Annotated in this window: 23 protein-coding genes and 1 tRNA gene; 11 read left to right on the forward strand and 13 right to left on the reverse strand. The window is 53.8% G+C overall.

Annotated features, from left to right (window positions below; all coding sequences use genetic code 11):
* Window positions 1–3 precede the first annotated feature (3 nt).
* From MW898_RS16020 to MW898_RS16030, 3 genes are all read left to right on the forward strand, one after another.
* A complete protein-coding gene (locus MW898_RS16020; protein WP_248908762.1) occupies window positions 4–1,467 on the forward strand; it encodes a dihydrolipoamide acetyltransferase family protein in 1,464 nt (487 codons plus the stop codon).
* Between the two features lie 9 nt (window positions 1,468–1,476).
* Window positions 1,477–2,898 (forward strand): dihydrolipoyl dehydrogenase, encoded by a 1,422-nt coding sequence (gene lpdA, locus MW898_RS16025; protein ID WP_248908763.1) that lies wholly within the window; start codon window positions 1,477–1,479, stop codon window positions 2,896–2,898.
* A 156-nt stretch (window positions 2,899–3,054) separates the two neighbouring features.
* The gene (locus MW898_RS16030; RefSeq protein ID WP_248908764.1) at window positions 3,055–3,456 is read left to right on the forward strand and encodes a hypothetical protein; all 402 of its coding nucleotides are present in this window, start codon (window positions 3,055–3,057) and stop codon (window positions 3,454–3,456) included.
* A gap of 300 nt (window positions 3,457–3,756) precedes the next feature.
* Here the strand turns inward: MW898_RS16030 and MW898_RS16035 are convergent, their stop codons facing one another.
* From MW898_RS16035 to MW898_RS16060, 6 genes are all read right to left on the reverse strand, one after another.
* On the reverse strand, window positions 3,757–4,476 hold the full coding sequence (locus MW898_RS16035) for a DNA-directed RNA polymerase subunit epsilon (protein ID WP_248908765.1): 720 nt from the start codon (window positions 4,474–4,476) through the stop codon (window positions 3,757–3,759).
* A 150-nt stretch (window positions 4,477–4,626) separates the two neighbouring features.
* On the reverse strand, window positions 4,627–5,010 hold the full coding sequence (locus MW898_RS16040) for a hypothetical protein (RefSeq protein ID WP_248908766.1): 384 nt from the start codon (window positions 5,008–5,010) through the stop codon (window positions 4,627–4,629).
* A gap of 182 nt (window positions 5,011–5,192) precedes the next feature.
* Window positions 5,193–6,386, reverse strand: coding sequence for a DUF5305 family protein (locus MW898_RS16045; protein WP_248908767.1), 1,194 nt, complete (start codon window positions 6,384–6,386; stop codon window positions 5,193–5,195).
* Between the two features lie 32 nt (window positions 6,387–6,418).
* On the reverse strand, window positions 6,419–7,591 hold the full coding sequence (locus tag MW898_RS16050; RefSeq protein ID WP_248908768.1) for a signal peptidase I: 1,173 nt from the start codon (window positions 7,589–7,591) through the stop codon (window positions 6,419–6,421).
* 71 nt (window positions 7,592–7,662) lie between these two features.
* Window positions 7,663–8,220, reverse strand: a complete 558-nt coding sequence (locus MW898_RS16055) for a hypothetical protein (protein ID WP_248908769.1) — start codon at window positions 8,218–8,220, stop codon at window positions 7,663–7,665.
* Window positions 8,217–8,813, reverse strand: coding sequence for a DUF7344 domain-containing protein (locus MW898_RS16060; protein ID WP_248908770.1), 597 nt, complete (start codon window positions 8,811–8,813; stop codon window positions 8,217–8,219). Before MW898_RS16060 ends, MW898_RS16055 begins: the two co-directional genes overlap by 4 nt.
* Window positions 8,814–9,103: 290 nt before the next feature.
* Between MW898_RS16060 and MW898_RS16065 the strand changes: the two genes are divergently transcribed.
* Window positions 9,104–9,643, forward strand: coding sequence for a DUF1102 domain-containing protein (locus MW898_RS16065; RefSeq protein ID WP_248908771.1), 540 nt, complete (start codon window positions 9,104–9,106; stop codon window positions 9,641–9,643).
* On the opposite strand, the gene MW898_RS16070 is transcribed toward MW898_RS16065, so the two are convergent.
* Complete coding sequence (locus tag MW898_RS16070) at window positions 9,604–9,816, reverse strand: hypothetical protein (protein WP_248908772.1); 213 nt, start codon at window positions 9,814–9,816, stop codon at window positions 9,604–9,606. The genes MW898_RS16065 and MW898_RS16070 overlap by 40 nt on opposite strands.
* A 34-nt stretch (window positions 9,817–9,850) precedes the next feature.
* Here MW898_RS16070 and MW898_RS16075 point away from each other — a divergent pair, with 34 nt between their 5' ends.
* From MW898_RS16075 to MW898_RS16090, 4 genes are all read left to right on the forward strand, one after another.
* Window positions 9,851–11,761 carry a hypothetical protein gene (locus MW898_RS16075; RefSeq protein ID WP_248908773.1) on the forward strand — a complete coding sequence of 637 codons (1,911 nt, stop codon included), beginning with the start codon at window positions 9,851–9,853 and terminating at the stop codon, window positions 11,759–11,761.
* A 658-nt stretch (window positions 11,762–12,419) separates the two neighbouring features.
* Window positions 12,420–13,160, forward strand: a complete 741-nt coding sequence (locus tag MW898_RS16080) for a hypothetical protein (RefSeq protein ID WP_248908774.1) — start codon at window positions 12,420–12,422, stop codon at window positions 13,158–13,160.
* 274 nt (window positions 13,161–13,434) lie between these two features.
* Window positions 13,435–14,241, forward strand: coding sequence for a prephenate dehydratase (pheA, locus tag MW898_RS16085; protein ID WP_248908775.1), 807 nt, complete (start codon window positions 13,435–13,437; stop codon window positions 14,239–14,241).
* Window positions 14,242–14,338: 97 nt separating this feature from the next.
* A complete protein-coding gene (locus MW898_RS16090) occupies window positions 14,339–14,749 on the forward strand; it encodes an Hsp20/alpha crystallin family protein (protein WP_248908776.1) in 411 nt (136 codons plus the stop codon).
* A 124-nt stretch (window positions 14,750–14,873) separates the two neighbouring features.
* On the opposite strand, the gene leuS (MW898_RS16095) is transcribed toward MW898_RS16090, so the two are convergent.
* Entirely contained in the window at window positions 14,874–17,579 is a 2,706-nt protein-coding gene (gene leuS, locus MW898_RS16095) for a leucine--tRNA ligase (RefSeq protein WP_248908777.1), read from the reverse strand.
* Window positions 17,580–17,775: 196 nt separating this feature from the next.
* Window positions 17,776–18,540 carry a geranylgeranylglyceryl/heptaprenylglyceryl phosphate synthase gene (locus tag MW898_RS16100; RefSeq protein ID WP_248908778.1) on the reverse strand — a complete coding sequence of 255 codons (765 nt, stop codon included), beginning with the start codon at window positions 18,538–18,540 and terminating at the stop codon, window positions 17,776–17,778.
* A 174-nt stretch (window positions 18,541–18,714) separates the two neighbouring features.
* Here MW898_RS16100 and leuS (MW898_RS16105) point away from each other — a divergent pair, with 174 nt between their 5' ends.
* On the forward strand, window positions 18,715–21,555 hold the full coding sequence (gene leuS / locus MW898_RS16105) for a leucine--tRNA ligase (RefSeq protein WP_248908779.1): 2,841 nt from the start codon (window positions 18,715–18,717) through the stop codon (window positions 21,553–21,555).
* Window positions 21,556–21,624: 69 nt separating this feature from the next.
* Complete coding sequence (locus tag MW898_RS16110; RefSeq protein ID WP_248908780.1) at window positions 21,625–21,834, forward strand: DUF7535 family protein; 210 nt, start codon at window positions 21,625–21,627, stop codon at window positions 21,832–21,834.
* A 23-nt stretch (window positions 21,835–21,857) separates the two neighbouring features.
* Here the strand turns inward: MW898_RS16110 and MW898_RS16115 are convergent, their stop codons facing one another.
* Entirely contained in the window at window positions 21,858–22,853 is a 996-nt protein-coding gene (locus MW898_RS16115; RefSeq protein WP_248908781.1) for an ornithine cyclodeaminase family protein, read from the reverse strand.
* Between the two features lie 176 nt (window positions 22,854–23,029).
* Here MW898_RS16115 and MW898_RS16120 point away from each other — a divergent pair, with 176 nt between their 5' ends.
* The gene (locus MW898_RS16120) at window positions 23,030–23,911 is read left to right on the forward strand and encodes a DUF7537 family lipoprotein (protein WP_248908782.1); all 882 of its coding nucleotides are present in this window, start codon (window positions 23,030–23,032) and stop codon (window positions 23,909–23,911) included.
* Window positions 23,912–24,022: 111 nt separating this feature from the next.
* On the opposite strand, the gene thsB is transcribed toward MW898_RS16120, so the two are convergent.
* The 3 genes from thsB to MW898_RS16135 form a co-directional block, all read right to left on the reverse strand.
* Window positions 24,023–25,696, reverse strand: coding sequence for a thermosome subunit beta (gene thsB, locus MW898_RS16125; protein ID WP_368409099.1), 1,674 nt, complete (start codon window positions 25,694–25,696; stop codon window positions 24,023–24,025).
* Between the two features lie 288 nt (window positions 25,697–25,984).
* Window positions 25,985–26,065 (reverse strand) — tRNA-Ser (locus tag MW898_RS16130).
* 84 nt (window positions 26,066–26,149) lie between these two features.
* The gene (locus tag MW898_RS16135) at window positions 26,150–26,968 is read right to left on the reverse strand and encodes a helix-turn-helix transcriptional regulator (RefSeq protein WP_438268691.1); all 819 of its coding nucleotides are present in this window, start codon (window positions 26,966–26,968) and stop codon (window positions 26,150–26,152) included.
* Window positions 26,969–26,994 lie beyond the last annotated feature (26 nt).

The following is a 26,994-nucleotide window of genomic DNA, read 5'->3' on the forward strand; positions in this document are numbered from 1 at the left end:
CAAATGGTTCGCGAATTCAAACTCCCGGATGTCGGTGAAGGTGTCGCAGAAGGTGAAATCGTCAGCTGGCTCGTCGAAGCCGGTGATCCTGTCGAAGAAGACCAGCCAGTTGCGGAAGTCGAAACCGACAAAGCGGTCGTCGATGTTCCATCACCGGTAAACGGAACTGTTGCCGAACTCCGAGCCGAAGAAGGGGAAGTCGTCCCTGTCGGTGACGTCATCATCGTCTTCACTGTCGAAGGAGAGGAACAACAGCAAAAAAGCGACACGGAAAGTGAAGACAGCGATCCAACAGACTCGGCTGAAACCGATACGGACACATCGTCTCGTGTCTTCGCTGCTCCAAGCGCCCGTCGTCTTGCGCGTGAACTCGGCGTCGATATCAGCGCGGTCGATGGCTCCGGTCCCGGTGGTCGCATCAGCGGAAGTGACGTTCGTGCGCACGCAGAAGGGTCCGACCCCGAACCAGCAAACAACACTGCCGAGCCCAGCGAGGCTACGGATGTTGAACCTGTCACAGAAGACGTAAGCGATACTACGACTCCTCGATCCGTTCCCTCCTCATCTGCCGATCGAGAACAAACGCTCGCTGCTCCCGCGACCAGAAAGCTCGCTAAGGAGCACGAGATCGACATCAATACCGTTCCGACCGACGAGGAGCACGATGGCCAGCCGTTCGTTACGCCCGAGCAGGTTCGTTCGTTCGCCGAAACCCAACAGGCTGCCCAACAAGCCGACGCTCGCGCTATGCAGACCGCAGGTCCCAGCGAGCGAGAAGAGCGCATTCCATACCGCGGTATCCGACGTACCATCGGGAAGCAGATGGAGCGCTCGAAATACACCGCGCCCCACGTCACCCACCACGACGAAGTTGATGTGACTGAGCTCGTCGAAACGCGCTCGGATCTCAAGCAGGTCGCAGAGGAACAGGGCGTCTCGCTCACCTACATGCCGTTCGTGATGAAGGCTGTCGTCGCCGGACTGAAGGAGTTCCCTTATCTGAACTCCTCGCTCGATGAAACTAGCGATGAGATCATTCTCAAGAACTACTACAACATCGGTGTCGGCGTGGCGACCGACGCGGGACTGATGGTTCCGGTGGTCGATGACGTCGACCGGAAAGGACTCCTTCAGATCGCCTCCGAGATGAACGAACGCGTACTGAAGGCGCGCGAGCGCTCGATCACCCGTGAGGAGATGCAGGGTGGAACGTTTACGATCACCAACTTCGGTGCTGTTGGTGGCGAATACGCAACGCCGATCATCAACTATCCAGAGACCGCAATTCTCGGTCTCGGAGAGATTAAGGAGAAACCACGCGTCGTCGACGGTGAAGTTGTCCCACGGAAGGTGATGACGCTCTCACTGTCGATCGATCACCGCGTCATCGACGGAGCGATTGCCGGTCAGTTCGCAAACACGGTGAAGCGCTATCTGAACAATCCATCGCTGCTACTACTCGAATAATACACCAAAATGGTCGTTGGAGACATTGCAACCGGAACTGACGTCGTGGTTATTGGCGGTGGCCCGGCTGGCTACACCGCTGCTATCCGTGCCGCACAACTTGACCTCGATGTTACACTCGTTGAGAAAGACGCCTATGGTGGGACCTGCCTCAATCACGGCTGTATCCCATCGAAGGCGCTTGTGACTGCATCCAGCCTCGCTCACGACGCGTCCACTGCCGAAGAGATGGGCATCCATGCCGGGATAGACGTCGATCTCAAGGGAATGGTCAGTTGGAAGGACAACATTGTCGAACAGCTCACGAGTGGCGTCGAGAAGCTCTGTAAAGCCAACGGTATTAATCTCGTTGAAGGGAAGGCCACGTTCGCCGACGAAAACAAGGTTCGCATCGTTCACGACGGTGAGGGTCAGGGAAGCGAGTCCATCGAGTTTGAGCACGCTATCATTGCGACCGGGAGCCACCCGATAGAGATCCCTGGGTTCGAATTCGATAGCGAACACATCTTGTCCTCGCGTGATGCGCTTGCGCTCGAATCGGTGCCCGAGAGCCTCGTCGTCATCGGCGCGGGGTATATCGGGATGGAACTGTCGACGGTGTTCGCCAAACTCGGCACGGATGTTACTGTTGTCGAGATGCTCGAGGACGCGCTTCCGACCTACGAGTCGGATGTCGCTCGCGTCGTCAAACAACGAGCCGAGGAATTAGGCGTCGAGTTCCACTTCGAGGAATCGGCACAGGAATGGGAACCGTCAGGAGACGGAATCACAGTCCGTACAGAGAGTGAGGACACAATCAACGAGTACGGCGCAGAGATGGCACTCGTCGCTGTTGGTCGCGCGCCTGTAACCGACACACTAAATCTCGAATCTGCTGGCATCGAGACGGACAAGAAAGGATTCATCCCAACCGACGATCGTACTCGGACGAACGTCGATCACGTTTACGCTGTCGGTGACGTGGCTGGCGAGCCGATGCTCGCACACACAGGCATGAAAGAGGGCCACGTCGCAAGCGAAGTCATCGCGGGCGAACCCGCCGCATTCGATTACCCGGCCGTTCCGGCAGCCGTGTTTACCGACCCCGAGATTGGGACTGTCGGACTGACGGAATCAGAAGCCGAAGCCGAGGGATTCGAGCCAGTTGTTGGCCAGATGCCGATGCGCGCGAGCGGACGCGCGCTCACGCTCAATGAGAGCGACGGTTTCGTACGAATCGTTGCCGACGGTCCGAGCGGATTCGTTCTTGGTGCACAGATCGTCGGTCCCGAAGCCTCTGAACTGATCGCTGAACTCGGGCTTGCTATCGAGATGGGCGCAACCCTCGAAGACGTGGCCACGACTATTCACACTCATCCGACGCTCTCGGAAGCTGTGATGGAAGCTGCCGCAAACGCCTCTGGAAGCGCGATTCACACGCTGAATCGGTAGACAGAACGGATTCACGAGGGAGTGTTTTCTCGTGCCTCAGCAGTCGCCGCTTCGACGATCACCCACGCCGTTCATAATTTGTTACAGTGGACCGAACATTCCAAACTTGGAAAAGCTAAAGTCACACTGATCTGTTTTCTCTTAGAATTAGCGAACGTGAATCAGAAACGGCTTCGTCTCCTACAGGGAATTGCTGCGATTAGCATTCTCGCTACGAGTGGTATATTCATCACGAACGGACGACCTCCCTTTGAAGCGACCTCTATCGGATTTTTCCTCGGTGGGTACGCGTTTCTCGGGATAGCTGCTATTTTGCTGGTGTATTGGGGATTTCGATCGTTCATCGACGGAAACGTGAATCAGAAACGGCTTCATCTCCTACAGGGAATTGCTGCGATTAGCATTCTCGCTACGATCGTCGTATTCGTCACGAATGGACGGCCTCCCTTCGAAGCGATCTTAAACGGATTTTTCCTCGGTGGATACTCATTTCTCGGAATGGCTGCTATCGTGCTGGCGTGTTGGGGATTTCAATCGCTCATCAACAGCGAAGAGTAGGGCGGATTTTCGAAGTCATCGCTGGAGTAGTGGTCAGCACATCGGATATCAGCTGATTCGCGGAGATCGGATTTCTGCCTTGAAGCTTCGCACATCCGAATTCGGATTCGAGTTGGCAGTATCAGATGATGGTGATGCTGCTCACTGGTGTAGCCCAAAGATCCTCGGAGAAACGCCGGGTCAACCCCGTCTATATCTCTACCTTATCGCCAGAACCACTTAAAGGAATAGCGACCAGAGAATACCGTCTGAACAGGACCTAAAACCGAGCACAACAGAGACTGAGGCTCTCTCGATTGGCTATAAGCTCGGGAGTCCCGGATCGCGGGCTGGGTTTCGGCCGTACACTGCTCCAGTCAAGTCCTGTTCGTCGAGTTGATCCACGAGAGAGCGCCGGAGACGGTTGAGGCTAGTGGTGTCGAGATCACGTTGCTCACAGCAATTTTTGAAATGCTCATCATCCGTGATCGAGTGAAACTGCTCGTAGAGATCAGCGAGACGCTCGGGCGATTGCTGGTGAATCCACTCCTTGTCGTGTAGTCCGAGGTACCGTTCGCGCTCGCGGTCGACGACGTGACGAATCACGACAAGGGCCACGGTCGGGATAGCTCGTTGGCTGCCAAAGGCCGTGAGATCGATCTCGAGCATGATGCCTATGACACGATCACGCTGCCACGGTGTCAACCCGAGATCCGTACAGAGTGCGTGCGTTATGCGGAGTTTGTCGAGGCGATGCGCCCGCTCACTGTATCCCGCCATCGCCGGATGTCGTTCCTCGTGGAGGCGTCGAACGTTCTCGCTCAGATCGTGGGCAGGGTCGTCCGCTCGACCGATGCGAGTCGCGCTCGGTGTGACCAATCCCCACTGGCGCACCGTCTCATCGCGCTGGAGTGCGGCCCGGGAAACGGCACCGTCGCCGGGAGACCGACTCAGTGGCGCGCCAGCCGACTGCTCGGCTGACAAGCCACGACCATCGGTCGCTGCGGTCGGTGTCGAACGAGAACGTCCACTGTTGGGCATTACTCAATTGTAGCCGACGCTCGTCAGTAAATGATGCGGCTCAGATCGAAAAATCGAGGAGAACTACCGAACCACACCTCGTCTATATCTCCACCTTATCGCTAGAACCACTTAAAGGAGCACCGCATTTTCTGTTTTGCTCTCGATCGACTAACCTCCATTCACAGCAGGCCGCCTCGACAGCCGAGTGTACTGGGCGAGCGGATCTTCGACCATTATGGCACCATTACCTGTTTTGATCGGATGTAGCGCTCGATACCATGCCACTGGACACATTCCACCCGGGTGTTCATACCGGACTGCGTGGAGTCGATTGGCGAACTCGATCCAGATATCACGTATTAGTCGATTAGAGTCGCCGTCGCTGTCACTACTTGAGTGCGGTTGCAACAGTGGTAGCCACACTTCTACGACCGCCTCTGCCTCTAAGAGCCCGACGAGTTGTTGTTCGGATAATGGTTCGGCAGGGAGGCACTCGACTCGTCGCTCTGCTGGCGACATGAGCGCAGTTGAGAGGGTCCAATCGGTGGACACCGAATATGAACTAGACATTTAGACACTATCATTTCACACTACAATGTAAAAATTAAGTATATATTGTATAGATAAAAAATTAAAATATATAATGTATTATTTTGTATCATGTGTCGATCTCGTGTCGAGCGCATTAGGGGAAAATTCTATTGAAACGGAGTGAATAGCGTTTATACGCTCATTCAGGTCTGTTTTTGGTGTTGGTCTGATTCGATCTGCTCACCGTTGCGGCTGAGATTACCATTCTCGATTTCGTTCTCGTCTGTCGTTGTCCACTCTGGCGTGAACTGATACCAGACATCGTCACGGACAACGTACACCCCTGTCTCTGCATCTTCGATAACACGACGGTTGGAGTCGATAGCGACATCCACCAGTCCTTCGAGTGATTCGACTGTGATCGTTGGTCGATCGTCATCCAGATCCACTGTTCCCACGGTGACCCACTCGTTGAATTCGGAACGGACCTTCGCACGTTCGGCTTCAGTGTGCGCCGTCTGTGTGACGTCAAACCAGTTGTTTTCGCGTCCGTAGAAGAGCATCGCCAACCCAGCCAGTGGAGCGAGCAGGCTGGCGAGTGAGCCGAGAATGGCTGGTGTCTCTGGTTGGCTTTGGACCATCACTCGGCGCGTTACGGTAACCTGTTGCTCCGGTTTCTTAGGGGAAGAAATGGAGTAATAATCCATCGTACTATTGATCGGAAGCGTATAATTGAAGTTCCGCTCAACGCGGTCGCCGTTGACGGTTCCGTTAACTTGCGTTGAGACAGCGACAGATGTACGGAGGTCAGCAACCCGGTAGAGCGACCCGTGTCGTCGTAGAAGCTGTTTGTGTAGAGTGCGAACTGAGCTCGCGTTTACGGTAAACTGTGTTTTTGTCTTGTTTCCGACGGCAACCTGCTGACGGTTGGTTGTGAGGGGCGTTGAATAGCTCCAGATCCTCTTCTCCATCTTCTTTGACTCATTTCCCCTCTCTATCTTCTGTGACTTATCAGATTCTCCTTGATTCTTGTAGAGAGCGTAATTGACGAGCCGAACTCGTGTTACTACCGTTGCGTTCCCTGAATCACCATCGAGTTGAAAGTTAAATGCCCCGTCGAGAACCGGTGTCGTGTTCGTAATATAGAACATTCGATTGGTTCGGACATCTCCCTTATCAAAGATTGGAGTATCATTGACAGCGGTTGCACTGTAGTTGAACGTTCCGTCAGCCTGCCACGCAGAGACAGTTTGTTGCTCTGCGTGGGTTCCAGGCGAAATGACGGTCGTGTATGTTAGCCAACCGCCTCCAGCTGTGATGATGGCGAGAGCGAGGACAATCGTAAGGAAGTGGTTATTGATCAGTACCGCGAGTCGTGTTCTTCGGTGTGAGGTCATCGTATCAGAATCCTAGTAAATGTATTGTTGTACTAAAATCTCAGCCGCCGTTTGATGCGGCGTGTGATCGAACTTCGGGTCGAGCGTGGTCGAATTGTTCCCCGGCCGAGCAACGGTAATGCGATAGACAAGAAGACACCGAGCACGAGTGCATCGATGACTATCACAGGAAGCCACGGGTGGAGAAGGTACAGCTGGTGGATCCACGTTTGGGGAAGAATCGCAAGATATCGGTGCTCGACAATCGGGCGACTGTAATGTCCCGTCTGTTCTGGTGCAGAGAGTTCGACGCTAACAGTCTGGCGCTCTCCGGGAGGAACGAAAATGCCGTGTTTTGGTGTTTTCATCCCTTCTCCGTCATTGGCTGGCTCGATGTAGGCGACGACTGGAATGACACCACCGTTCGGAACGCTGTAATTGAGTTGCTCTGACTGTCCAGCCGGAATGACGGAGGGCCCTTTCACGTCTCGTTCAGCGCTGACGACGTTGAAGTTGTGGACCCCACCAGCAACCGTCATCGTAATCGTAATCGAGACAACGAGCAGGCATCCGAGCGCGATCCCAACGAGCCGTTTTGAGATGCGTCGATTCCTCGACCGGCGACGATTCCGTGTACGTCGAACATTCGGTCCCGAGTCCTGCTCTGCGATCATACTCCCGGCGTAGAGCAATCCTCCAAGGCCGAACAACAGATACGCAAGGCCCTGTGTTCCTAACAGGGCCCGAGTGCCCAGCGCGATCGATAACGACCGTTGTGCGCTCTTAACGCTGCTCCGGATGCCGGTAAACGCCGTCCCAAGGTGAGGAATGACAACTGGTTGTCTGCCGAGAAGGACGGCCTGACCGACGATCTGGCGCTGCTTAACCGGTGGTTCGCCGCCTGATTGATCGGTGATCGAATTCTTGTCTCCTTTCGTGATTACTCCACGATCTGTTTTGTCTACAACTCGATGAGTTGTAAGTGCTCCACCTCCACCATGGAGCGTCTTGGCGTGGAATACGACGATGTCATCCGTCTCTACTGGTCCTGTAACTACCGACGGAAGCACGACGTATCCATCACCGGTCGACAGCGTCGGTTCCATACTGTCGCTGGTTACGTACGCCAGCAGTACAGGTTGCCCAATGAATTGTCCGATCGTGATCGCCACAACCGCAAGAATGAGGATCACCTGTAACGCCGTCCAGACTCGATGTCGAACCATTTTCTACTTCTACTCAGGGCTGATTGACAGCGTTGTACGCCGATATTCGATAGTGGATGCTCTCTTTCTTATCATGATGCCACCAGCGAAGTCTGTCCTGTTGGCTGATTCGACGATGATGTCGTATTTGTCCCTCCTGATCCAGAGAGTGGGCTCCCACACCTGATCTGCATCTTTCGTGTGATGGAAATGTGAGTGTCAGATCCCGTTGCTTTGATGTGAAGGGTCACTGTCTCCGTGGTCTTCCCGACAGCTCTACAGTTGACAGTTGCAGTCAAAGCGCTCGACTCTTCTGGAATGAGTGGAACGGCTTCAACGGATACGTTGTTCACAAGCGATGATCCGGATGTACCCTTCGTGATCGTCAGATCGACTGACGTGAGGGTTACTGTGAAATGGTTCGTAATCGTTCCAAGCGAAACAGTCGTCTTTGTGTTTGCGGACACAACTGGTTCCGTGACCGAAACCCCAAGATACGCATCTGAGGGGGATGAAACGGAGACAGACGCTTGGTGATTTGATGCGACAGTACCAAATGCTCCGATTCCTGCCACTGTGAGAACCAATCCACAAGCCACGAACACCATTCCGAGTGACTTGAGTCGAGAGGTCCGTCCCTTTCGTTTCATGGTCTGTGTTGAACCTCCTGTGGAATCTTGTGCCGGTCGAGCCGCATCGTGCGGGTTCGATAGGTATGAATAGCTCCCGAAATCGTAACTGTGAGACTAATCAGTAGTGCCCAGCCGAGTGCCGGAATAGCCGTGAACGGCCACGCATCGATGATCGCCGTCGTCACAATCACCGCACAGCTCACAATACCAATACCGAGATAGTACATGCTCCACGGGATCGTTCGCTCGGGAACAACTTCGAGATAAATATCGAGCTCCTGCATTTTCTTCGTCATCTCGATCGTGCCACGAGCTGTTTCGAAGTCAATGACACCTGCCTCATCGAGTGCTGGAAGATGAGTTTGTTGGAGTGACGTATACACACGCTTGCGTTGTTGAGCTGTAACTTGTTCAACGGGGATTCCCTGTTCCCGAGCCGCGACTTGCTCGGCAAGTTCACCCAACTCTGCTCGGTGTTCGCAGGTGAGATATTTGATCACCCACCGGCGCCGTCTGTTTCCGAGAAGATGAAACAACGTATCCTTCGACAGCTCCGATTCGGCTGATTCGTTTGCTGTACTAGCTGTCACCTGTGTGTACTGTTGGTTCATACATAGCTGGTAGGAGACTAACTGACCGGCGTGAGCCAGCCGTCTTGAGGGCAGCCCACCAGATGAACTGAATAACTTTGGTGCACATTTAAATTTACCGATATTACGGATAACACTCAATTATCTATAAAATACAATCTCTTGCTTACCGAATTTATGTGGTACGTAATAGTTTCAAGCTGGGCTTGAAGACGTTCAAGCACCCCAATACAAAGGGGGATGAGGGTCTGGATTGAGTCAGAGCCCTGCCGGCGGTCCCCGCCTGCGGGCGCTAACTCAACAATATGTACATGCCACGAGGAAAACTTCTTGCACTGATTGCGTTTGTTATCGCCGCGTCGATGGTGACGGCAACGGGCGCATTCACTAGCGTGACAGCCGAACGGAGTGTTGACGTGAAAGTAGCCGGCGACAAAGGCGCGTACCTCGCTTTGCAACCAGCCCAAGGTCCGAATGGGAATTACGCGAAGATGGAAAACGGCCAGCTCGCCGTGAATCTCGATGGGGATGCAAAGGAAATCGACGGAAAGGGTGTAAATCCCAACGCGGTGACCCACTTCGATAAGGTCTTTACCGTGACTAACAAAGGGTCTCAGCCGGTGGAAGTAACTATCACGGAGAAAAGTTCTACTAATGCAGTCACTTTCTATCGGAAGAATAATCCTGAGAATTCCTTAGAGGATGGCAGTATCACCGTCAATGATGGAGATTCAGTGGCTGTCGGCATCAAAGTCGACACGAGAGGCGAGAAAGTCTCCAATGGTGAGAAGCTCCTCGATGCCATCCAAGTTCAAGCGAACGCTGAGCACGGTAACGCCACTTCGTCGTAATCTGCTCTTCCAGAGCTGAGTCGTTCGGGCGCATCATCCGGATGCGCTTGAAGGAAAAGGAAATCTCGTGCCGCAGCCATTGCTGCGGTTCCTCTATCACCCACATACCCCCATGCCGCCATGAATCGTCTCCGACGTTTGGCTATCGTGTTGATGGCCGTGAGTTTGATCATTAGTGCTGTCTACGCTACCGGTGCATTTACGAACATGACTGCCCAGCGCGATGCGAATGTACGCGTCGCGGGCGATGGTGCGAGCTATCTATCGCTCCAACCATCTGATGGGCCAAACGGTGCGTATGCCACCCAGCGTAGCGGGCAGCTACGCGTCTCACTCGCTGGCTCACTCACCGAAAGCGGAGCGGGTGTCAACCGCCAGTCGCTAACGGTCGTCAAAAATGTGTTTACAATCTCTAATCAGGGATCTCAACCACTGGGCGTATGGATCACCGATTCGAGTGGACCCGTCACGTTTGAGGGGGGTGAAGAACGGCGCACCCTCGAAGGAAAAGAGCAAGCTGTGACGCTTCAGTCGGGTGAGTCTGTGTCCGTCGGACTGACCGTCGATACTCGTCAGACGGTGAATGAGACGCTGATAAAAAAGGTGGAGATTCACGCCGATAGTGATGTTTCAGGTGGGGCTGTAGGCGGAAAGGAAGATGATAAGAACAGTACTGAACACATCTCTAAGAGTCCATCAACATCTGATGATAGAGATAATTCATCTTTGTCTCAACGTGAGAAGTTCAATGGTATCAATAAAAATAATGGGGGAAAAATAGACGACCTAGTGAATCTGATCAATAGAAACTACGAAATAATAAAAAAACATCGTGATGAATTGAAACAGGCCGCTCAGTTAGTACCAGGGCCTATTGATGATCTTCTTGTTTGGATGCTTCTTCATCCTGAGAAAGTGCAGAATTTCTCGTTAGGTGGTGCGTTAGGGGCGGCGGGGATGCCCAGCGGAGAAACTCCAGTGGATGCGGCAGATTCGCTGTCGTACTTTGTCGGTTGGATGGCCGGCTCGTTCGTGCCGATCTTTGATATCGTGGCTGATGCACGGGATACTGCACAGGCTCTAGCTAACAAGGATGCGGTAGGGACCACTCTCGGTTTGGCAGCTATCCTCCCTGGTGTGGGAAAATATGGAGATGTGGGGCAGCTTGGAGTTTACACCTCAAGATGGGTGAAGTTTTCTGGAAAGTCTGGTAAGGTACGTAATGCGGTTAAGTCGGGAGTTCTTTCGCATCTCTCTGATAAGGCTAAGCGGAAGATATTAGATGGTCTCATCGACAATGGTGGTAAATTGAGTGTAACGAGGGGGATATCAGAGTCCGAAATGCAGCGGTATATTGATGCAGGTTATGATCGTGCTAAAATCAATGATCTAACGAAGAGTGATTCGTTTACTGATTCCGATATCCGCTCCTTTACTGCGAAAGGTGTTAATCTCGACCGGGTAAAGACGCTTAGAAATAGAAAGATCCCTGCCGAAGATGTCCGATATTACGTCAAAAATGATGTCAGCCTTCACAAAGTCACAAATCTCCGGAATCAACAGTTCTCGCCGGAGCAGATCCGGAAATTCACGGACAAAGGAGTCGATACCCGTACTGTTACCGGGCTTAAGCGGAAGGGATTCTCCAATCAAGATATCAATTTGTATGTTGAGAAGGATGTAGATCTCAACCGAGTCAATCAGCTCAAGTATCAGGGGTTCACATCGGACGAGGTCTCACACTTTGTAAAACAGGGCGATAGATCGTATTTCAAGCGTGTTGATCCGAACAAGCGTGATGGCTCACGGCTCGGAAGTGGAGCAACGCTCCGCCAGGTCGGGAAACTCAAGAGCCAAGGCATCCCGAAGGACGACATTACGTACTATGTAGATAACGGTGTTAGTCTCAAGTTGGTGGGCTTCCTTCGGGAGAAAGGAAGTTCGTCAGGTAAGATTCGAAAATTCTTCTTAGGATCACCGAATAAGGTTAAGAGGAGAATTAAGGAAGCAAAGAGAGCTCAGGATCATGTTGTACCATGGATGACTATAGCAGTGAACGCCCATAATTGGTGTTCAGTGAAGAAGAAAAGGAATGAAAGTGTCCCTATCTGTCCCTAGCAAAATCGTTAGATAAAATACAAATTGGGGGCTATCTCGTTGATCTTCGATTTGGCCCTTCGATGTCGTATGGATCTTACATCAATCTCGAAGTGAAAAATGGGATATCACTAGTTCTTTGAATATTATAAATATGAAATAAACCGTCAGTGCTGTTATAACAGCTGCGATTCCCACGGGTGTGTCGGGATATCGCCCAGATGACAGTCGACCTTGGAATGCAAACATTGGGTGAATGCTCACCAATACCGGTTGTACAATATATAGGAACAGAACCAATGATATAATTACAACGAGCATTGATTCAATAATACCTACAATCTTCCCTCCGAAACCTTCAGACATAATTATAATCAATCATCGAGAGCCATTCCCAACCGTTCGTTATGATTCCATCCGTTCTTCAGCACTATCGGCACTACGGCATGGACGCCGTACATTAGTCCACTCGCGACGACACTCATGATGGCATACCACATCATTTTACGGTTCAGTGAATAATAGTTACGAAAAATTAGCGTTGTTCTCCCCGCGACGGCTCATCCATCCGCAGAACCGCTCCACAGAGCGGAAGGATCTATACCATCATAACACATATTCAACCTGAATCCGATCGGGAATCATAAATCTGTTTACCCCTCTACTACATCCTGATTGCATGTCAGAAAGATCTTCTCCGCTAGAAGGACCGAATATGCTCACTATCCTCCGTGGTGCAGTCGACGCTGTCTGGGCATTCCCAGCAATTCTCGGTTTGTTTCTGCTGTCGGGGATTCTCCGGGTAGTCCTTCCTACTTTCGTTGCCAACGTAGTGAGACCATTGTTTATCGTCATCGGGGTCGTGATAGCCTATCGAGCACTCGATGGGCAGAGACAGATACACACAGCCTCAACGTTTGTGCTTCGGCTATTCATGGCGTTGCTCGCAGTATTTGCATCGTATCTGCTGTTCGTGGTCGGCGTATTGGCGCTTATTCTCCCCGGCATATACGGATGGGCCGGATTTTTTGTATTTCTTCCACCGAGCGCATACGTATACACACGGCTCTTTCTTTCTACGCCGGCGGCAATGATCGATGGACATGGTCCAGCTGAAGCACTCGCTGGGAGTTGGCGGCTGATGCGTGGATCTGTACTCGCTACTGGCTTTGCCCTCTTGATCGTTTTACTTGGTGGGATCGCTGCTCTCTTCCCTGTGTTCTGGTTTGTTCAGTCAGACCCATTACTAAATATCGGAGTGGTGCTAATCATAGATACGTTGTTGGCTGGAATGCAGGCATTTCTCTACATAACACTCACTGAAACCTCCGAAGCAACCATCAATGACGGTACAGAGTCAGATCCGCAGGAGATAACCAGCCAAAACTCCGTGACCGAACATCCTGCCGAAACACACTAAGATACTTCTGTACTCGTTCCTCCAGTTACCAGCGATGACTCTCAGGGAAATCGGAATAATTCATTGATCCATACGCATCCATTTTCGAGAATCGTTTTTATTTTGCATACTCGCTCTGCAGATTTTATATGAGTGAAGTGGGAGACAGCTGGAAGAATACGATTCGACAACTAGCTGGAATACTAAGTGTTCTTGCTATCTCGTGGTTCGGGTTTTAACGTGCTCCTCGTTGTCGTCCGACGTGCTTTTCACTCAACCCACGGAATCGATGATAATGAGAGCCATCACGCTCGGACCAGAAGGGACGTATTCCCACCGGGCGACGCGCGCTGTCGCCGACGAGATCGTGTTCACCGAGTCGGTGACGGGCATCGTTAAGTCCGTTGCATCGGGGGATATCGAGCGCGGAGTCATTCCTATCGAGAACAGTATCGAAGGGTCAGTGACCGAATCGCTCGATGCACTCGCAGAATGTAACGTTTCTGTCGACTTGGAGATCGTCACGCCCATTCAGCACGCGCTGCTCGCACAGGACCACGACTTCGAAGTCGTCGCGAGCCACGCCCAAGCACTCGCGCAGTGCCGTACGTATCTCGACTCGGAGTACCCCGACAGAGAGATCGAGACGGTTTCGAGCACAGCTCGTGGTGTTGAACGAGCCCGCAACGATTCAGCGGTGGCGGCTATCGGTCATCCTGATACGAGCGGCGACGATCTGCAGGTGCTCGCCGAAGACATCCAAGACCGTTCCTCGAATACAACACGATTCGTTGTGCTGGTACCACGCGAAGAGCGGTCTGTCTCGGGCGGGAAGACTTCGCTCATCATCTATCCAAATACGGATTACCCCGGACTCTTACTGGAGTTGCTCGAGCCGTTCTCTGAGCGGGACATCAGCCTCTCGCGCATCGAATCTCGACCGAGTGGCGAGCGACTCGGTGATTATCTCTTCCACATCGATATCGATACTGGTCTCTACGAAGAACGGACCCAACAGGCACTCTCCGAGATAGAATCGATCGCCGATTCTGGCTGGGTCTGTCGGCTCGGATCCTACGATACAAAACACGTCTTGTACTAACGCTCGTGCGTTCCGTGGCACCAGAAACCACTGTCCCCCATGTGATCCAGAGCATTCGGTGATAGGTTTATTCCGTATGAGGCCGTACACATCGTGTATGCCATCGCGTAATCCGTTCGAAGAGATCGAGCGCATGTTCGAACAGATGGACAAAGGGTTCCGGTCGTTCGACTCGAGTCTCACACAAGGAGTGCCACTCGATCTGGTCGACGAGAATGATTCCTACGTCGTCACAGCCGATCTCCCCGGCTACGATAAAGACGATATTGACGTACGACTCTCGGGGTCGACACTGCGGATTACCGCCGAACGAGACACGAAAACCGAAGATGTCGATACAGAATTCGTCCGGCGCGAACGCACCCGCGAATCCGTTAGCCGGTCAGTGCGACTCCCCGAACGCGTCGTTGAGGATGAAACCGACGCGAGCTACAAGAACGGCGTCCTCACTGTGACACTCTCCAAGGAAGGCAGCCTCGACGACGGAGAATCGATCCCAATCGAATAATCTTGTGCGATTCAGTCACAGCAATTTGACGATCTCTGATATCATTTCACCATTGGCGTAACAATCGCTCTTTCCATCTGTTATCAATTATCACACAAAGCACCATTGTTGAGTAGCTATCGGCTCACTCGATTCGAATCGCTGGGCGGCCAGGACGTGCTGTTTGGCTCAACGTTTCGTCTGCATCTGTTGCACGAACAACCTGTACGTCAGCATTAAACTCTTGCCGGACGAGCCACACAGCGCGATTCAGGGCCTCGAATTCGCGGTCGGGTGAGAGTGTCCTCGAAAGCGATCTCCGTTCGGATTGCAGTTCCTTTGCGTACTTGGCGGCCGCAGTTTTATTGACACGAACCGTCTCGTCGGTCACGATCTCTCGGATGACGTTCGCTTCATCGGTTTCGACTGCAATCTCTCGTGCGCGGAATTTCCAGTCAGGAGTGACGACGATCTCGATGCTCGCAGGGTCATCGATTCCTGCACCCTCGATAATCTGTCTGATATCTTCCCGCGTTTTTTCGACGATCCGTCTAGATAGCTGGTAGTCCTCTATGTCGTGCTTTGGCTCCGGCCAGTCGGATTCGACACCAAACACCTCGCTTTCATCTATCTCTTCGTTGCTTGCCTCTTTGTCTTCCGTGCTCGTCCCCGCACGTTCCCCATCATTCAGCGCAGCCCACAGCTCCGAACAGAGATGTGGAACAACGGGTGCGAGCAATTTCACCACGACACGCAGCCCGCGGTCAATCGTCTGCGTGTTCGGGGACGATTCGCGGTATCGGTACAACAAACTGACCAGCTCTCGTGATTCGCGGAGTCCGTCGACGAACGAGAGTGACTCGTAGCTCTCTTGAGCTGTCACGATCGTCGCGTCGATTTCGCGAGCAACGTATTCGTCGGCTGCATCACGAGAACTCTCGTGCTCGTCCCGTTCACTGTCCTCTACCTCACTCCCAATCACGAGATCGTACAGTCGCTCTACGAAGGCGTGCGTCGAGCGAACGCCAGTTTCCTGCCAATCGAAATCTCGTTCTGGACGTGCCGCTTGCATGGTGAACAGCCGTGCCGTGTCCGCACCGTACTCATCGATGATACGCTGTGGGGAGACGACGTTTCCTTTGCTTTTCGACATCGTCTCGCCGTCGAGTCGCACCATCCCCTGTGTGATCAGATCGGCGAACGGTTCGCGGTCATCGAGGAGTCCCGCATCCGATAGCACACGCATGAAGAACCGAGTGTAGAGCAGATGCATCACGGCGTGCTCGCGGCCTCCAACGTACAGATCGACGGGGAGCCAGTCGTTCGCTCGCTCGTTATCGAAGGGAGCATCACCGAGATCCGGCGAGACGAACCGCAGAAAATACCACGAAGAATCGACGAATGTGTCCATCGTGTCTGTCTCTCGTTTCGCATGCACACCGCACTCGGGGCAGGTCGTTTTGACGAACTCCTCGGCTGCATCGAGTGGGTTCCCTCGCGTCGGGACGAATTCAGGAAGTTCGACAGGCAGCTCTTTATCTGGTACGGACACTGGACCACACTCGGGACAGTGGACGATCGGAATCGGTGTTCCCCAATAGCGCTGACGGGAGATTCCCCAGTCGCGTAGTCGGTAGTCGGTCTGTTCACTCGCACTCTCAATCTCCTCGATCAATCGCTCGCGGGCTGCTGCGCTCTCCATGCCAGTGTACGCACCGCTGTTGACGAGCATACCGTCGGCAGTGTATGGTTTCTCGGTCACGTCCGGGATCTCCGATCCATCTGCAGGCGCAACGACTGGAACGATCGAAAGCCCGTTCTCGCTCGCAAACTCGTGATCACGCTCGTCATGAGCGGGAACCCCCATCAGCGCTCCCGTCCCCACATCCGAGAAAGCGAAGTCGGCGACGTACACCGGAACCTCCCTATCCGTCACTGGATTGGCGGCAGTCAAGCCGGTATCGACGCCGGTGTCGCCTTCCAACTCCTCAAATCGGTTAATATACTGGCGCACGTTTTCGTCGGTCTCGGCGAGTGACTGACTGATTTCGTGATCCGGCGCGAGCGCGACGAACGAGACGCCATGAATCGTGTCGATGCGCGTCGTGAACACAGTCACAGAATCGTAGCCCTCGATCTCGAACGCTAGCTCTGCGCCTGTCTGTCGCCCGATCCATTCACGTTGCATTGCACGGACACTCGTTGGCCACTCGTCCAACTCCGAGAGACTTTCGACCAACTCATCAGCGTAGTCAGTAATCTTCAAAAACCACTGATCTAACTCGCGTTCTTCAACTGGTGTCTCACACCGCCAACACGCGTCGTCTGCGCCATCGACCTGCTCGTCGGCCAGCACTGTTTCACAAGACGGACACCAGTTCACGGCACTCGCTGCTTGCTCGACCAACCCCATCTCGTAGAACCGGGTGAACAGCCACTGGTTCCAGCGGTAGTACTCGGGAGCACAGGTCGTAAGCTCGCGGTCCCAATCGTACCCGAACCCCACTGCACGTAGCTGCTCGCGCATCTGCTCGATGCAGTCCATCGTCCACGCACGCGGGTTAGTGTCGTGCTCGATGGCCGCATTTTCGGCCGGAAGACCAAACGCATCCCACCCCATCGGATGGAGGACGGAATCGCCCTGCAACCGTCGGTAACGGGCGTACGCGTCGGTAATCGTGTAGTTACGGACGTGACCCATATGCAACTCTCCAGATGGATACGGGAACATTCCGAGGACGTACGTCGGTTCTATCGTGTCGTTCGGCGTGCGATACACTCCCTTTTCAGCCCATTCTGCCTGCCAATACCGTTCGATGTGTCGATGGTCGTACTCTTGTTGATCCTGCATAATCGGGACGGAATATGCTCTGGTGTTTAAACGGCTACGACATCATAATTAATATCAGACAGATACATCTGGCAGATGCGTCGATCGTTGGAACATACAACCCTCATTCGGCTCGACACGTGTGCACGGCACGTCAAAGCAATACTAATCTTTTCAGAATCGATTGAGTATCTCGGTGGGTCTCACTACTAGGTGATCAGGAGGGGATCGTTTCGCGATACTGGTCCGCATTATCGTGGAAACAATCACCGACGACAACCGCATCAGCACCGGCTGCGAGGATTTCCTCGGTCTGTTGCTTGCTCCGAATACCGCCACCGTACAACAACACCGTATCGTTCAGGTACTCGGCCGCTGCTTCAACGTCTTCAGGTCCACCATAGGTTCCTGAGTATTCGATATAGAACAGTGGGAAGCCATAGAACGCCTCTGTTGCAAGCGCAGCACCAGCGACTTGATCGGGGGTGTACAGCGTATCGACACCCGAAACGCCCGCTGCTTTCGAATCCGGGTTCTGAATGACGTATCCCTCTCCGATGATTTTCTCCGTCATTTCGACGACGAGATCTCGTCCCTTAGAAGCGATCAAGTCGCCAAGCAGCGGCACATCTGATCCGAGCAACTCCGTTGGTTTGCTGGCAACGCCAGTAAATAGATCGACGTGCTTTTCGACGAAATGCTCCCGATCTCCATTGTATACAGCGGGGATCGCAATGAAATCGACTGCTTCGATTGTCTCAAACGAAACGTGACGATCACGATATGGCTCTTGAAATACGGGAATTTCAGAGGATTGTGCTCGAATCTGCTCTATGACAGCCAGCGTATTCTCGCTCGTCACCCCATCGGAGCCACCAACGATAATCAGATCTGTCTGTTCGATGATCCCCATATCCTCGGGGAGGTCTTTCGCTGGATCAACCTTCGTGATGTGGTCAATCCCATGCCAATCGAGGTTCATGACACCAGACTTTGAGACAAAGGAGTAATAATCATATGGATTGCAAAGTGTCATCTCCATCGCTGTCTCAGCCACCGAGTTGACAGACGAGGAGACTCTCACGCACAATTGTCGGACGGAACAGACGAAACCGAGATGTACACTGCTTTTACTCTCTCCCCTCCTTCGTAGCCCATGACCGACTACGATCCCCACGCCATTGAGTCGAAATGGCGAGATCGGTGGAGTGAAGCGGGGAGTTACGAACCCGAACCGGACGAGGAAGAAGAACCGACGTTCATCACCGTCCCGTATCCGTATCCAAGTGGTGGAATGCACATCGGTCACGCCCGCACGTACACCGTCCCCGACGTGTACGCTCGTTACCGACGGTTGCAGGGCGATTCCGTCCTCTTTCCTATCGCGTGGCACGTCACTGGAACACCAATCGTCGGAGCTGTCGAGCGGCTGAAAAAGGGCGAGGAACAACAGCTCGACGTTCTACAGAACACTTACGACGTACCGAGAGAGACCCTCAAAGACTTAGAAACCCCGATGGGCTTTGCCCGGTACTTCATCGAGGAGCATTACAAGAAGAACATGAAGTCGCTGGGGCTGTCGATTGACTGGCGTCGTGAGTTCACCACCAACGACGAGCGCTACCAGCGATTCATCACGTGGCAGTACGAAACGCTAAACAATCGAGAGCTACTCGAAAAAGGTCTCCATCCCGTCAAGTACTGCTTGGAGCAGGAAAACGCCGTCACAACCCACGACATCTTGGAAGGTGAAGAGGCGGAGTTTCAGGAATACTCGCTGATCAAGTTCGAGTGGGATGAGACGGTTGTTCCAATGGCGACGCTCCGTCCCGAAACCGTCCGTGGCGTGACGAACGCCTACATCGATCCCGACGCTGCGTACGTCGAGGCACTGGTCGACGGCGAGGAGTGGATTGTCTCTGCGGAGGCCACAGAAAAGCTCGATCATCAGTCTCGTTCGATCGAGATCGTCGAGGAATTCACGGGAGAGAAGCTCGTGGGCGAGCACGTCACGAACCCAGTCACGGGCGAGTCAGTACTCATATTGCCTGCGGGGTTTGTCGATTCAGACAACGCGACAGGTATCGTGATGAGCGTTCCTGCCCACAGTCCCGACGACTGGGTTGCTCTGAGAGAAGCCAAAGCCGACGAGGACCGTCTGCGCGAGTATGGCATCGATTCCGAGGAAGTGCAAGCAATCGAAGCCCGTCCAATCGCCGACGTCGATGAGTACGGTGAAATTCCGGCGAAAGACGCTGTCGAGGACCATGGCATTGAATCGTCGGACGATCCAAAGCTGAAGGCGGTCACACAAGAGCTGTACAACCGCGAGTTCCACACGGGACGACTGAAGGAAATGTACGGCGAGTACGCTGGTGCAGTCATCAACGAGGTGCGCGAGGAACTCAAAGCAGACTACCAGCGTGAGGGTGACTTCGATTCGATGTACGACTTCGCGGAGATGGTCATCTCACGCGCGGGTGGGAAAGTCATCGTCGCCGAACAAGACACGTGGTTCCTCCGGTACAACGACGCGGATTGGAAGGAAAAAGCCCATCAGGCAGTCGCGGACTTGACGGCGATCCCCGAAAACACAAGAGAGCAGTACACTCACACCATCGACTGGTTACAAGAGTGGCCGTGCATCCGAAACTACGGACTCGGGACACCGCTCCCGATGGACGAGGATTTCATCATCGAACCGCTTTCGGATTCGACTATCTACATGGCCTACTACACCATCGCGCACCGCCTGCGCGATGTCCCAGTCGAACAGCTCACCCACGAGTTCTTTGACACCTTATTCTACGGTCCAGAAGCAGTCCCAGAACCTGACGAGACGGCACTCGCGCTCCGCGAGGAATGGGACTACTGGTACCCGGTCGATGTCCGTTGTTCTGGGAACGACCTCATCTCGAATCATCTGACGTTCTACCTCTTTCACCACGCGGAGCTGTTTGAACAAGCGAACTGGCCACAGGGAATCACCATCATGGGCATGGGACTGCTCGAAGGACAGGCAATGTCCTCTTCGAAGGGACACGTCGTTCTCCCGAGCGAAGCCATCGAGAAGTACGGTGCGGATACAGTGCGGTTCTTCCTGCTCAACAGCGCAGAGCCGTGGCAGGATTACGACTGGCGAGACGATCTCGTCGGAGACACCCGAGATCAGCTCGAACGGTTCTACAATCGTGCGCGCGAGATTATCGAAACGGATGCGCCTGAAACCGTCGAGCAAACAGATCTCGAACACATCGATCGCTGGCTGCTCTCGAAGCTCCAACGAACGATCGAAACGGCGACCGACGCGATGGAGGAGTTCGAGACACGTAAGGCGAGCCAAGCCGCCTTTTATGGCTTTGAAGAGGACCTACGGTGGTATCGACGGCGGACCGACAGCGACCGACCCGGCGCGCGCTGGACGCTCCGAAAGGTTCTCGAAACACGGCTACAGCTACTCTCCCCATTCATCCCGTTCCTCACGAACGAACTCCACGAGCAGCTGACCGGTGAATCGACGACCGACTGGCCCGACGTGGATCCAGCGTTCATCGAACAGACAACCGAAGTCGAAGAAACACTGATAGAACAGCTCACAGAGGACATTCACGATATCGTTGACGTTACCGGGACGGACCCAGATCGAATCGCGGTCTACACGGCAGCCGACTGGAAGCAGGACGTGTTCGAACAGGTGCGGGAAACCGGCCCCAACGTCGGGCAGGTGATGAGTGCGGTAATGCAACAGCCCGAGTTGCGTGCGCGCGGCAACGAAGTGAATCAACTCGTACAGGATCTTATTGAACACGTTCGCGCGCGCGATGAAGCAACTCTCGAGGCGATGGAACGCCTCGACGAACAGGCAGTGTACGAAGACGCACGTGAGTTCTACGCACGCGAATTCGACGCCGACGTCGCTGTCGAAAACGAGGACGAGACAGATAACGAACGAGCCGAAGACGCGCTCCCGTTCCGTCCCGCAATCCATCTCAGCTGAAGAGATTCAGACGAGAGATAGCGCGTGATCCGCGCAGAACGTTTTATTCCTTGCTTACCTACTACAAATATGAGCTCGAACGATGAGGGTGCAATACAGGAAGCAATGCGGACAGTAACGCCGGAGTATTTCGGTCGTCCGGACCGAGAGATGAACACGATTGGGTGGGGTGTCTTCCTCGGGTTGGTCGTTCTACTCCTTCCGATGCTCCCGTTCATGATTATCGTCTGGGTCATCGCCCGGCTCACCGGTCACACAGAGCGCCGAATGCGAGCTTGAACCAGCGTCACGTCGTGAAAACGCTACTGCACGTCGGACTCGACGAGATCGAACGGCGATCCATTATTGTTCTCTGTTGCGTGTTCGTAGACCACGTGTGCAGTAGCGACATCCTGAATTGCGAGACCAGTGCTGTCGAACACTGAGATGCCTGTCTCAGCGGTGCGTCCATTTGTCTTTCCGACGACGATCTCACCGAGGGCAGCGTGAATGTCCTCTCTGGTCAGGACACCCTCTTTCCACGGAACGTTTATCTCCCCAGAGTGGGTCGTCTGTTCGAAATCGTCGATGACGAGCGTCGAATCGAGAAGAAGCTGATCCGTGAGCTCATGTTTCCCTTCTGCATCCGCACCCATCGCATTGATGTGGGTGTGCTCGCTCACCATTTTTCGCTCGACGATCGGATCTTCGACGGGTGTGACCGTCGAAAGAACATCACAGGCAGCAGCGTCAGCGACTGAGCCCGGGTGGACTTCGAACGCATCACTAAACCGCTCGATGAACCGCGCAACGCGCTCTTCGTCGAGGTCGCTGACAACGACCTTCTCGATGGGCCTCACTTCAGCGATGGCTTCGAGTTGCGTGTACGACTGAACGCCTGCACCGATGATACCGAGACTGGTCGCGTCTTCGATGGCGAGTGCATCAGTTGCGACGGCAGCCGCTGCGCCCGTCCGAAGGCGAGTCAGGGCAGTCCCATCCATGATCGCAAGCGGGAAGGCGTTCTTTGGATCCGAGTAGATCATTGTCCCCAGCACGGTGGGAAGATCGTACTGCTCGACGTTGTCGAGGTGAACGTTGACCCACTTGATCCCGGCGGCGTCCCACTCGCCGGCGTCGAGATAGGCCGGCATCGAGCGGAAGTCGCCGTTGTACCGCTCTAAATCGATGTACGATTTCGCAGGCATCTGTGCATCACCGCGCTCGTAGGCGGCAAACGCATCCGAAACGGCCCCAATGACGTCCGGCATTTTCGCGTTCGTCTCGACAGCATCGTGGTTCAACAGCAGCGTCTGCATGACGGCAATTCTTGCGCGAGGGTACTAAACCCATCCGAACCACCGTCACCCAAACGCTCAGCTCCGTGCAGTTGTCGTTCAAACAGAGCGCTGTCGTCGTATCTGAGCAACAATCCACTGCGAGATGATTTAGTGAGACAAAAAAGATTTAACAGAGCTTGAGATGGAATTTAAATGTGCGCTCTCTTCCATCGATCGCGCTTGCCATCCTTCTCGTCATCGCAGGATGCAACAGTCCTCTTATCGCTGGGAAGGATCCACGTCACATACCGGTGACGCCTGCCGATGTTCCACCGAATTCTGATCGGGGAACGCTCGCACCGGGAGTAACACAGACCGATATTGTACGACCAAAATCACTTATCGATGCACACAGAGAGGTTTTGGAGAACAGATCGGTGACCGTCGAACAAACGACCCGCTCAGTTGCAGCCAATGGGACGATCTTGACCCAAGTTGCTGGGACAGATCGGTATGGTCCAAATCGAACCAGCTACAATCTCACGACGAACGTTACAGAGACTCGTAGCGTCGATTCGTCGGGAATCGACCGAATCGCCGAATGGTCCGACGGCGAGACACAGTACCGAATGGTGAAGTGGAACGACACGACGACGTACAGACCCGCGTATCCGACGCTACAGATAACTCATCAAATTCATTCTATCCTAAGCATATTCAACAAAACGGATGTTGTTGAGGTGGAGAACGTATCGACAGAGAACGGACTCCATCGATATGCCGTACAGGGTAAGCTGTGGTTCCCGAACTCACGGAAAACAAGTGACGAGCGTGCGATGAGAACAACGGGGGACGTATTAGCAGTCATCGACGAGCGCGGTTTTGTCCGCAAATATCGATCTGAAATCCGATATCAACAAAACAACAGTACGATTCGGATCGTACAGACAATCCACTACTCCAATCTTGGAACCACGACTATCGACCGACCGGTGTGGGTAGACACGGCAGTCAACGCGACAGAACCCACGAACGAGAACCGGCACCAGTGGACAATGAAAAACAATACTAGTTCAAAGACTGCACTGAGTCAATAGAGTGGATCGATGACCGTTCTCTCAGCGGCAAACTGTAGGTCGCACGTCTGATTTCTGGTCACTCCCGCTACGATAAATGGATCGAATCGAGTTCTTGTCTGGCGCCGACAGTTACATCGCGCCGCCCATGCCACCCATGCCGCCCATGCCACCCATGCCGCCAGGTGCACCACCCGGGCCACCTGCGTCCTCTCCTCCTTCGGTGGAGAGGTCGCCGGCCGAGATGATGTCGTCAATCTTGAGCACGAGATTGGCGGCTTCGGTTGCACTCGCGAGTGCCTGTTCTTTCGCGTGAGCGGGTTCGACGATTCCCGCCTCGAACGTGTCCTCGATGCTGCCACCGAAGACGTTCAGTCCTGCGCGAGCGTCGCCGTCCTCGTGGGCCGAGCGGAGATCGACCAACGTGTCGATGGAGTCGATCCCTGCATTCTCGGCGAGTACACGGGGGATGAGTTCGAGTGAGTCGGCAAACGCCTCAACAGCGAGCTGCTCGCGGCCGGAGACACTGTCAGCGTAGTCACGCAGACGGCTTGCGAGCTCGACTTCGATGGCTCCTCCTCCGGCGAGAACGCGTCCGTCGGCAACGGTCTGGGAGACGACATCGAGCGCGTCAGTGAGACCGCGTTCGAGTTCATCAGCAACGTGCTCGGTCGAACCACGCAGAAGCAGTGTGACGCCGTGGGACTCCTCTCCCTCGCTCTCGACGTAGAACAGTTCGTCGTCTCCGTCACGTCGGATCGTGGCTGCACCGAGGTCGTCCTCGGTTGCGGTATCGAGATCGCTCACGATACGCGCGCCAGTGATCTCTTTGAGGAAGCCGATGTCGGATTTCTTCACGCGGCGAGCCGCGAGAATTCCTTCTTTTGCGAGATAGTGCTGAGCGAGGTCGTCGATACCCTTCTGGCAGAAGACGACGTTCGCACCGCTGTCGACGATCTGTTCGACTTTCTCCTTGAGACGTGCCTCCTCTTTGTCCAAGAACTGCTGAAGCTGGTCGGGACTGTCGACACTGAGCTGGGTGTCAACTTCCGCTTCCTCGACTTCGATTGGCTCATCGATGAGCAGGATTTCTGCGTCGTCGATGTCGGTCTGCATGTCGGGGTGGACCGGATCCTTGCTAATGACAGCGCCGTTGAGTAGCTCAGATTCACCAGCAGAACGGCCGGTCTGGGTCTCGATATTTACGTATTCGAGATCGACGATGGTGTCGTCTTCGGGTCCTTCGACCGACACTGCCCCGATGGCATCAACGATGAGCTGACTGAGTAGCTCTTTGTTGAGCTCTGCTCCTTTGCCAGTCATCGAGGTTTCAGCGACCTTTCGCAAGAGTTCCTCGTCGTCAGCGTCGACTTCCTCTGCGATGTTGTCGACTTCCGCTCGTGCCTTCTCGCTGGCCAAATTGAATCCGCGGATCACGGCGGTCGGATGAATGTCTTGCTCGATAAGGTCCTCCGATTGTTTCAGGAGCTCGCCCGCAATAGCCACTGCAGTGGTTGTGCCGTCGCCGGCTTCGTCTTCCTGTGTCTCCGCGACCTCGATGATCATCTCCGCAGTCGGGTTGTCGATGTCCATCTCCTGTAGGATGGTAACACCGTCGTTTGTGACGGTGACGTCGCCCATCGAGGAAACGAGCATCTTGTCCATTCCCTTTGGTCCGAGCGTCGAGCGGACAGCCTCCGCCACCGCCCGCGCCGCAGAGATATTGTGCGACTGTGCATCGCGGTCTTTGACGCGCTGGGCATCATCACCGAGGATAACCATCGGTTGACCCATTTGCTGACTCATGATCAATCCAATCGTTGTTTGCGATTCTATATAAAAGTATGTGGTTCGTGGAGATAGAAGATAACACATACCATACAGCAACAGCAGGACAAACCACGTGAGAAAGACGGCTCTCGACGCGTAATCAGCTGGTAGACAAGAGCCGATAGCAGCGAAAGTGAAGCCATCGGACGACGAGATTTATATACATACTCGTGAATTCTCTGGCCTCTCGTAACGCCAGCCACTGCTCCGAGAAGAGCGCTTGACAATCCACGATCACAGATGCGAGACAACAGTAACAGGAAGCGCCGGGACAGGGATTTGAACCCTGGATCCCAGAGGGAACACGCTTTCCAGGCGTGCGCCTTACCACTCGGCCATCCCGGCTTACTCGGTTCTAGCCCGACCTCAGGTTAAGTCCTTTCGTTATCCACGGGCAGATCACCGTCCGGTGTCTCACTTAGCCACGATTCACAATGTATCTGTCTGCTCTTCCAACTGACGAATGGTGTCCGCATCGATCAGTGATGCAGCGTGTTTGTATTCGTTGTATATCTGCTTGGCCCAACCAACCGCTTGATCAGTATCGTTCTGAACGATTCCACTGAGCCCATTATCGGCGTAGATAGCCAATACGACAGTATGTGACCTATCTTCCCGTTCGAACAGGGCAATTCCGAACGTCGGTAGTGTTGCAGCCTCGTAGACTGTGAATAGGTCGATTTTGAGCGCTTCGATAATCCACTCTGAGTACATCGATACCAATCCTTCCAAGATTTGGGATGTGATGATAAACTCAAAATCAAGGTCGCCCCGCACGACTTGCTCGTAACTGGTTGTCACATACTGATCGTGCATAACCGGCGTGAATCCGCGGACAGAACGAGCTTCAGTTAGCAACTCGAGAATTTGGCGCGTTGGCTTCTCTGGAAGGTGAGGTTCCGGAAGAACGACATCGGCCCCGTCGAAGATGACATACTCACCGTGCTCTCCCGTCGGAAGCGAAGTCTGCATCGCCTGTGCCTGATAAATCGTATCGAGCGTATTCATATACGACGTTCGGAACTCTAACAAGAGAGAACCGAATGCTGTCAAACGGTATCCTTCTGACGTTCGTTCAATGAGCTCGACTGTCTCAAGATCAGCAACACCTCTATCTACTGTCGATCTGGAAATACCTAGCTCTGAACACAATTCCGGCTTTGTTAGGGAAACGTCCTGAAGATGTGGAAGCCATTTGTGACGCTTCCGCAACACTTCAGCAACGTCTGCAGAGGACGAAGAAGGCATAAACGGGAACTCTGGTTAGGCAACAA

The sequence above is a fragment of the Halocatena marina genome (assembly GCF_023276375.1).
Lineage (GTDB): Archaea > Halobacteriota > Halobacteria > Halobacteriales > Haloarculaceae > Halocatena > Halocatena marina.

Excerpts from the sequence above, each read along its gene's own strand:
- MW898_RS16135 (WP_438268691.1), bottom strand. The coding sequence starts at position 26,968 with ATGCCTTCTTCGTCCTCTGCAGACGTTGCTGAAGTGTTGCGGAAGCGT.
- MW898_RS16090 (WP_248908776.1), top strand. The coding sequence starts at position 14,339 with ATGCCATCGCGTAATCCGTTCGAAGAGATCGAGCGCATGTTCGAACAG.
- lpdA (WP_248908763.1), top strand. The coding sequence starts at position 1,477 with ATGGTCGTTGGAGACATTGCAACCGGAACTGACGTCGTGGTTATTGGC.
- MW898_RS16115 (WP_248908781.1), bottom strand. The coding sequence starts at position 22,853 with ATGCAGACGCTGCTGTTGAACCACGATGCTGTCGAGACGAACGCGAAA.
- leuS (WP_248908777.1), bottom strand. The coding sequence starts at position 17,579 with ATGCAGGATCAACAAGAGTACGACCATCGACACATCGAACGGTATTGG.
- MW898_RS16065 (WP_248908771.1), top strand. The coding sequence starts at position 9,104 with ATGCCACGAGGAAAACTTCTTGCACTGATTGCGTTTGTTATCGCCGCG.
- MW898_RS16100 (WP_248908778.1), bottom strand. The coding sequence starts at position 18,540 with ATGAACCTCGATTGGCATGGGATTGACCACATCACGAAGGTTGATCCA.
- MW898_RS16055 (WP_248908769.1), bottom strand. The coding sequence starts at position 8,220 with ATGAAACGAAAGGGACGGACCTCTCGACTCAAGTCACTCGGAATGGTG.
- pheA (WP_248908775.1), top strand. The coding sequence starts at position 13,435 with ATGAGAGCCATCACGCTCGGACCAGAAGGGACGTATTCCCACCGGGCG.
- thsB (WP_368409099.1), bottom strand. The coding sequence starts at position 25,696 with ATGAGTCAGCAAATGGGTCAACCGATGGTTATCCTCGGTGATGATGCC.
- MW898_RS16070 (WP_248908772.1), bottom strand. The coding sequence starts at position 9,816 with ATGATCAAACTCACGGCCATCAACACGATAGCCAAACGTCGGAGACGA.
- leuS (WP_248908779.1), top strand. The coding sequence starts at position 18,715 with ATGACCGACTACGATCCCCACGCCATTGAGTCGAAATGGCGAGATCGG.
- MW898_RS16020 (WP_248908762.1), top strand. The coding sequence starts at position 4 with ATGGTTCGCGAATTCAAACTCCCGGATGTCGGTGAAGGTGTCGCAGAA.
- MW898_RS16060 (WP_248908770.1), bottom strand. The coding sequence starts at position 8,813 with ATGAACCAACAGTACACACAGGTGACAGCTAGTACAGCAAACGAATCA.
- MW898_RS16050 (WP_248908768.1), bottom strand. The coding sequence starts at position 7,591 with ATGGTTCGACATCGAGTCTGGACGGCGTTACAGGTGATCCTCATTCTT.
- MW898_RS16035 (WP_248908765.1), bottom strand. The coding sequence starts at position 4,476 with ATGCCCAACAGTGGACGTTCTCGTTCGACACCGACCGCAGCGACCGAT.
- MW898_RS16045 (WP_248908767.1), bottom strand. The coding sequence starts at position 6,386 with ATGACCTCACACCGAAGAACACGACTCGCGGTACTGATCAATAACCAC.
- MW898_RS16080 (WP_248908774.1), top strand. The coding sequence starts at position 12,420 with ATGTCAGAAAGATCTTCTCCGCTAGAAGGACCGAATATGCTCACTATC.
- MW898_RS16075 (WP_248908773.1), top strand. The coding sequence starts at position 9,851 with ATGACTGCCCAGCGCGATGCGAATGTACGCGTCGCGGGCGATGGTGCG.
- MW898_RS16110 (WP_248908780.1), top strand. The coding sequence starts at position 21,625 with ATGAGCTCGAACGATGAGGGTGCAATACAGGAAGCAATGCGGACAGTA.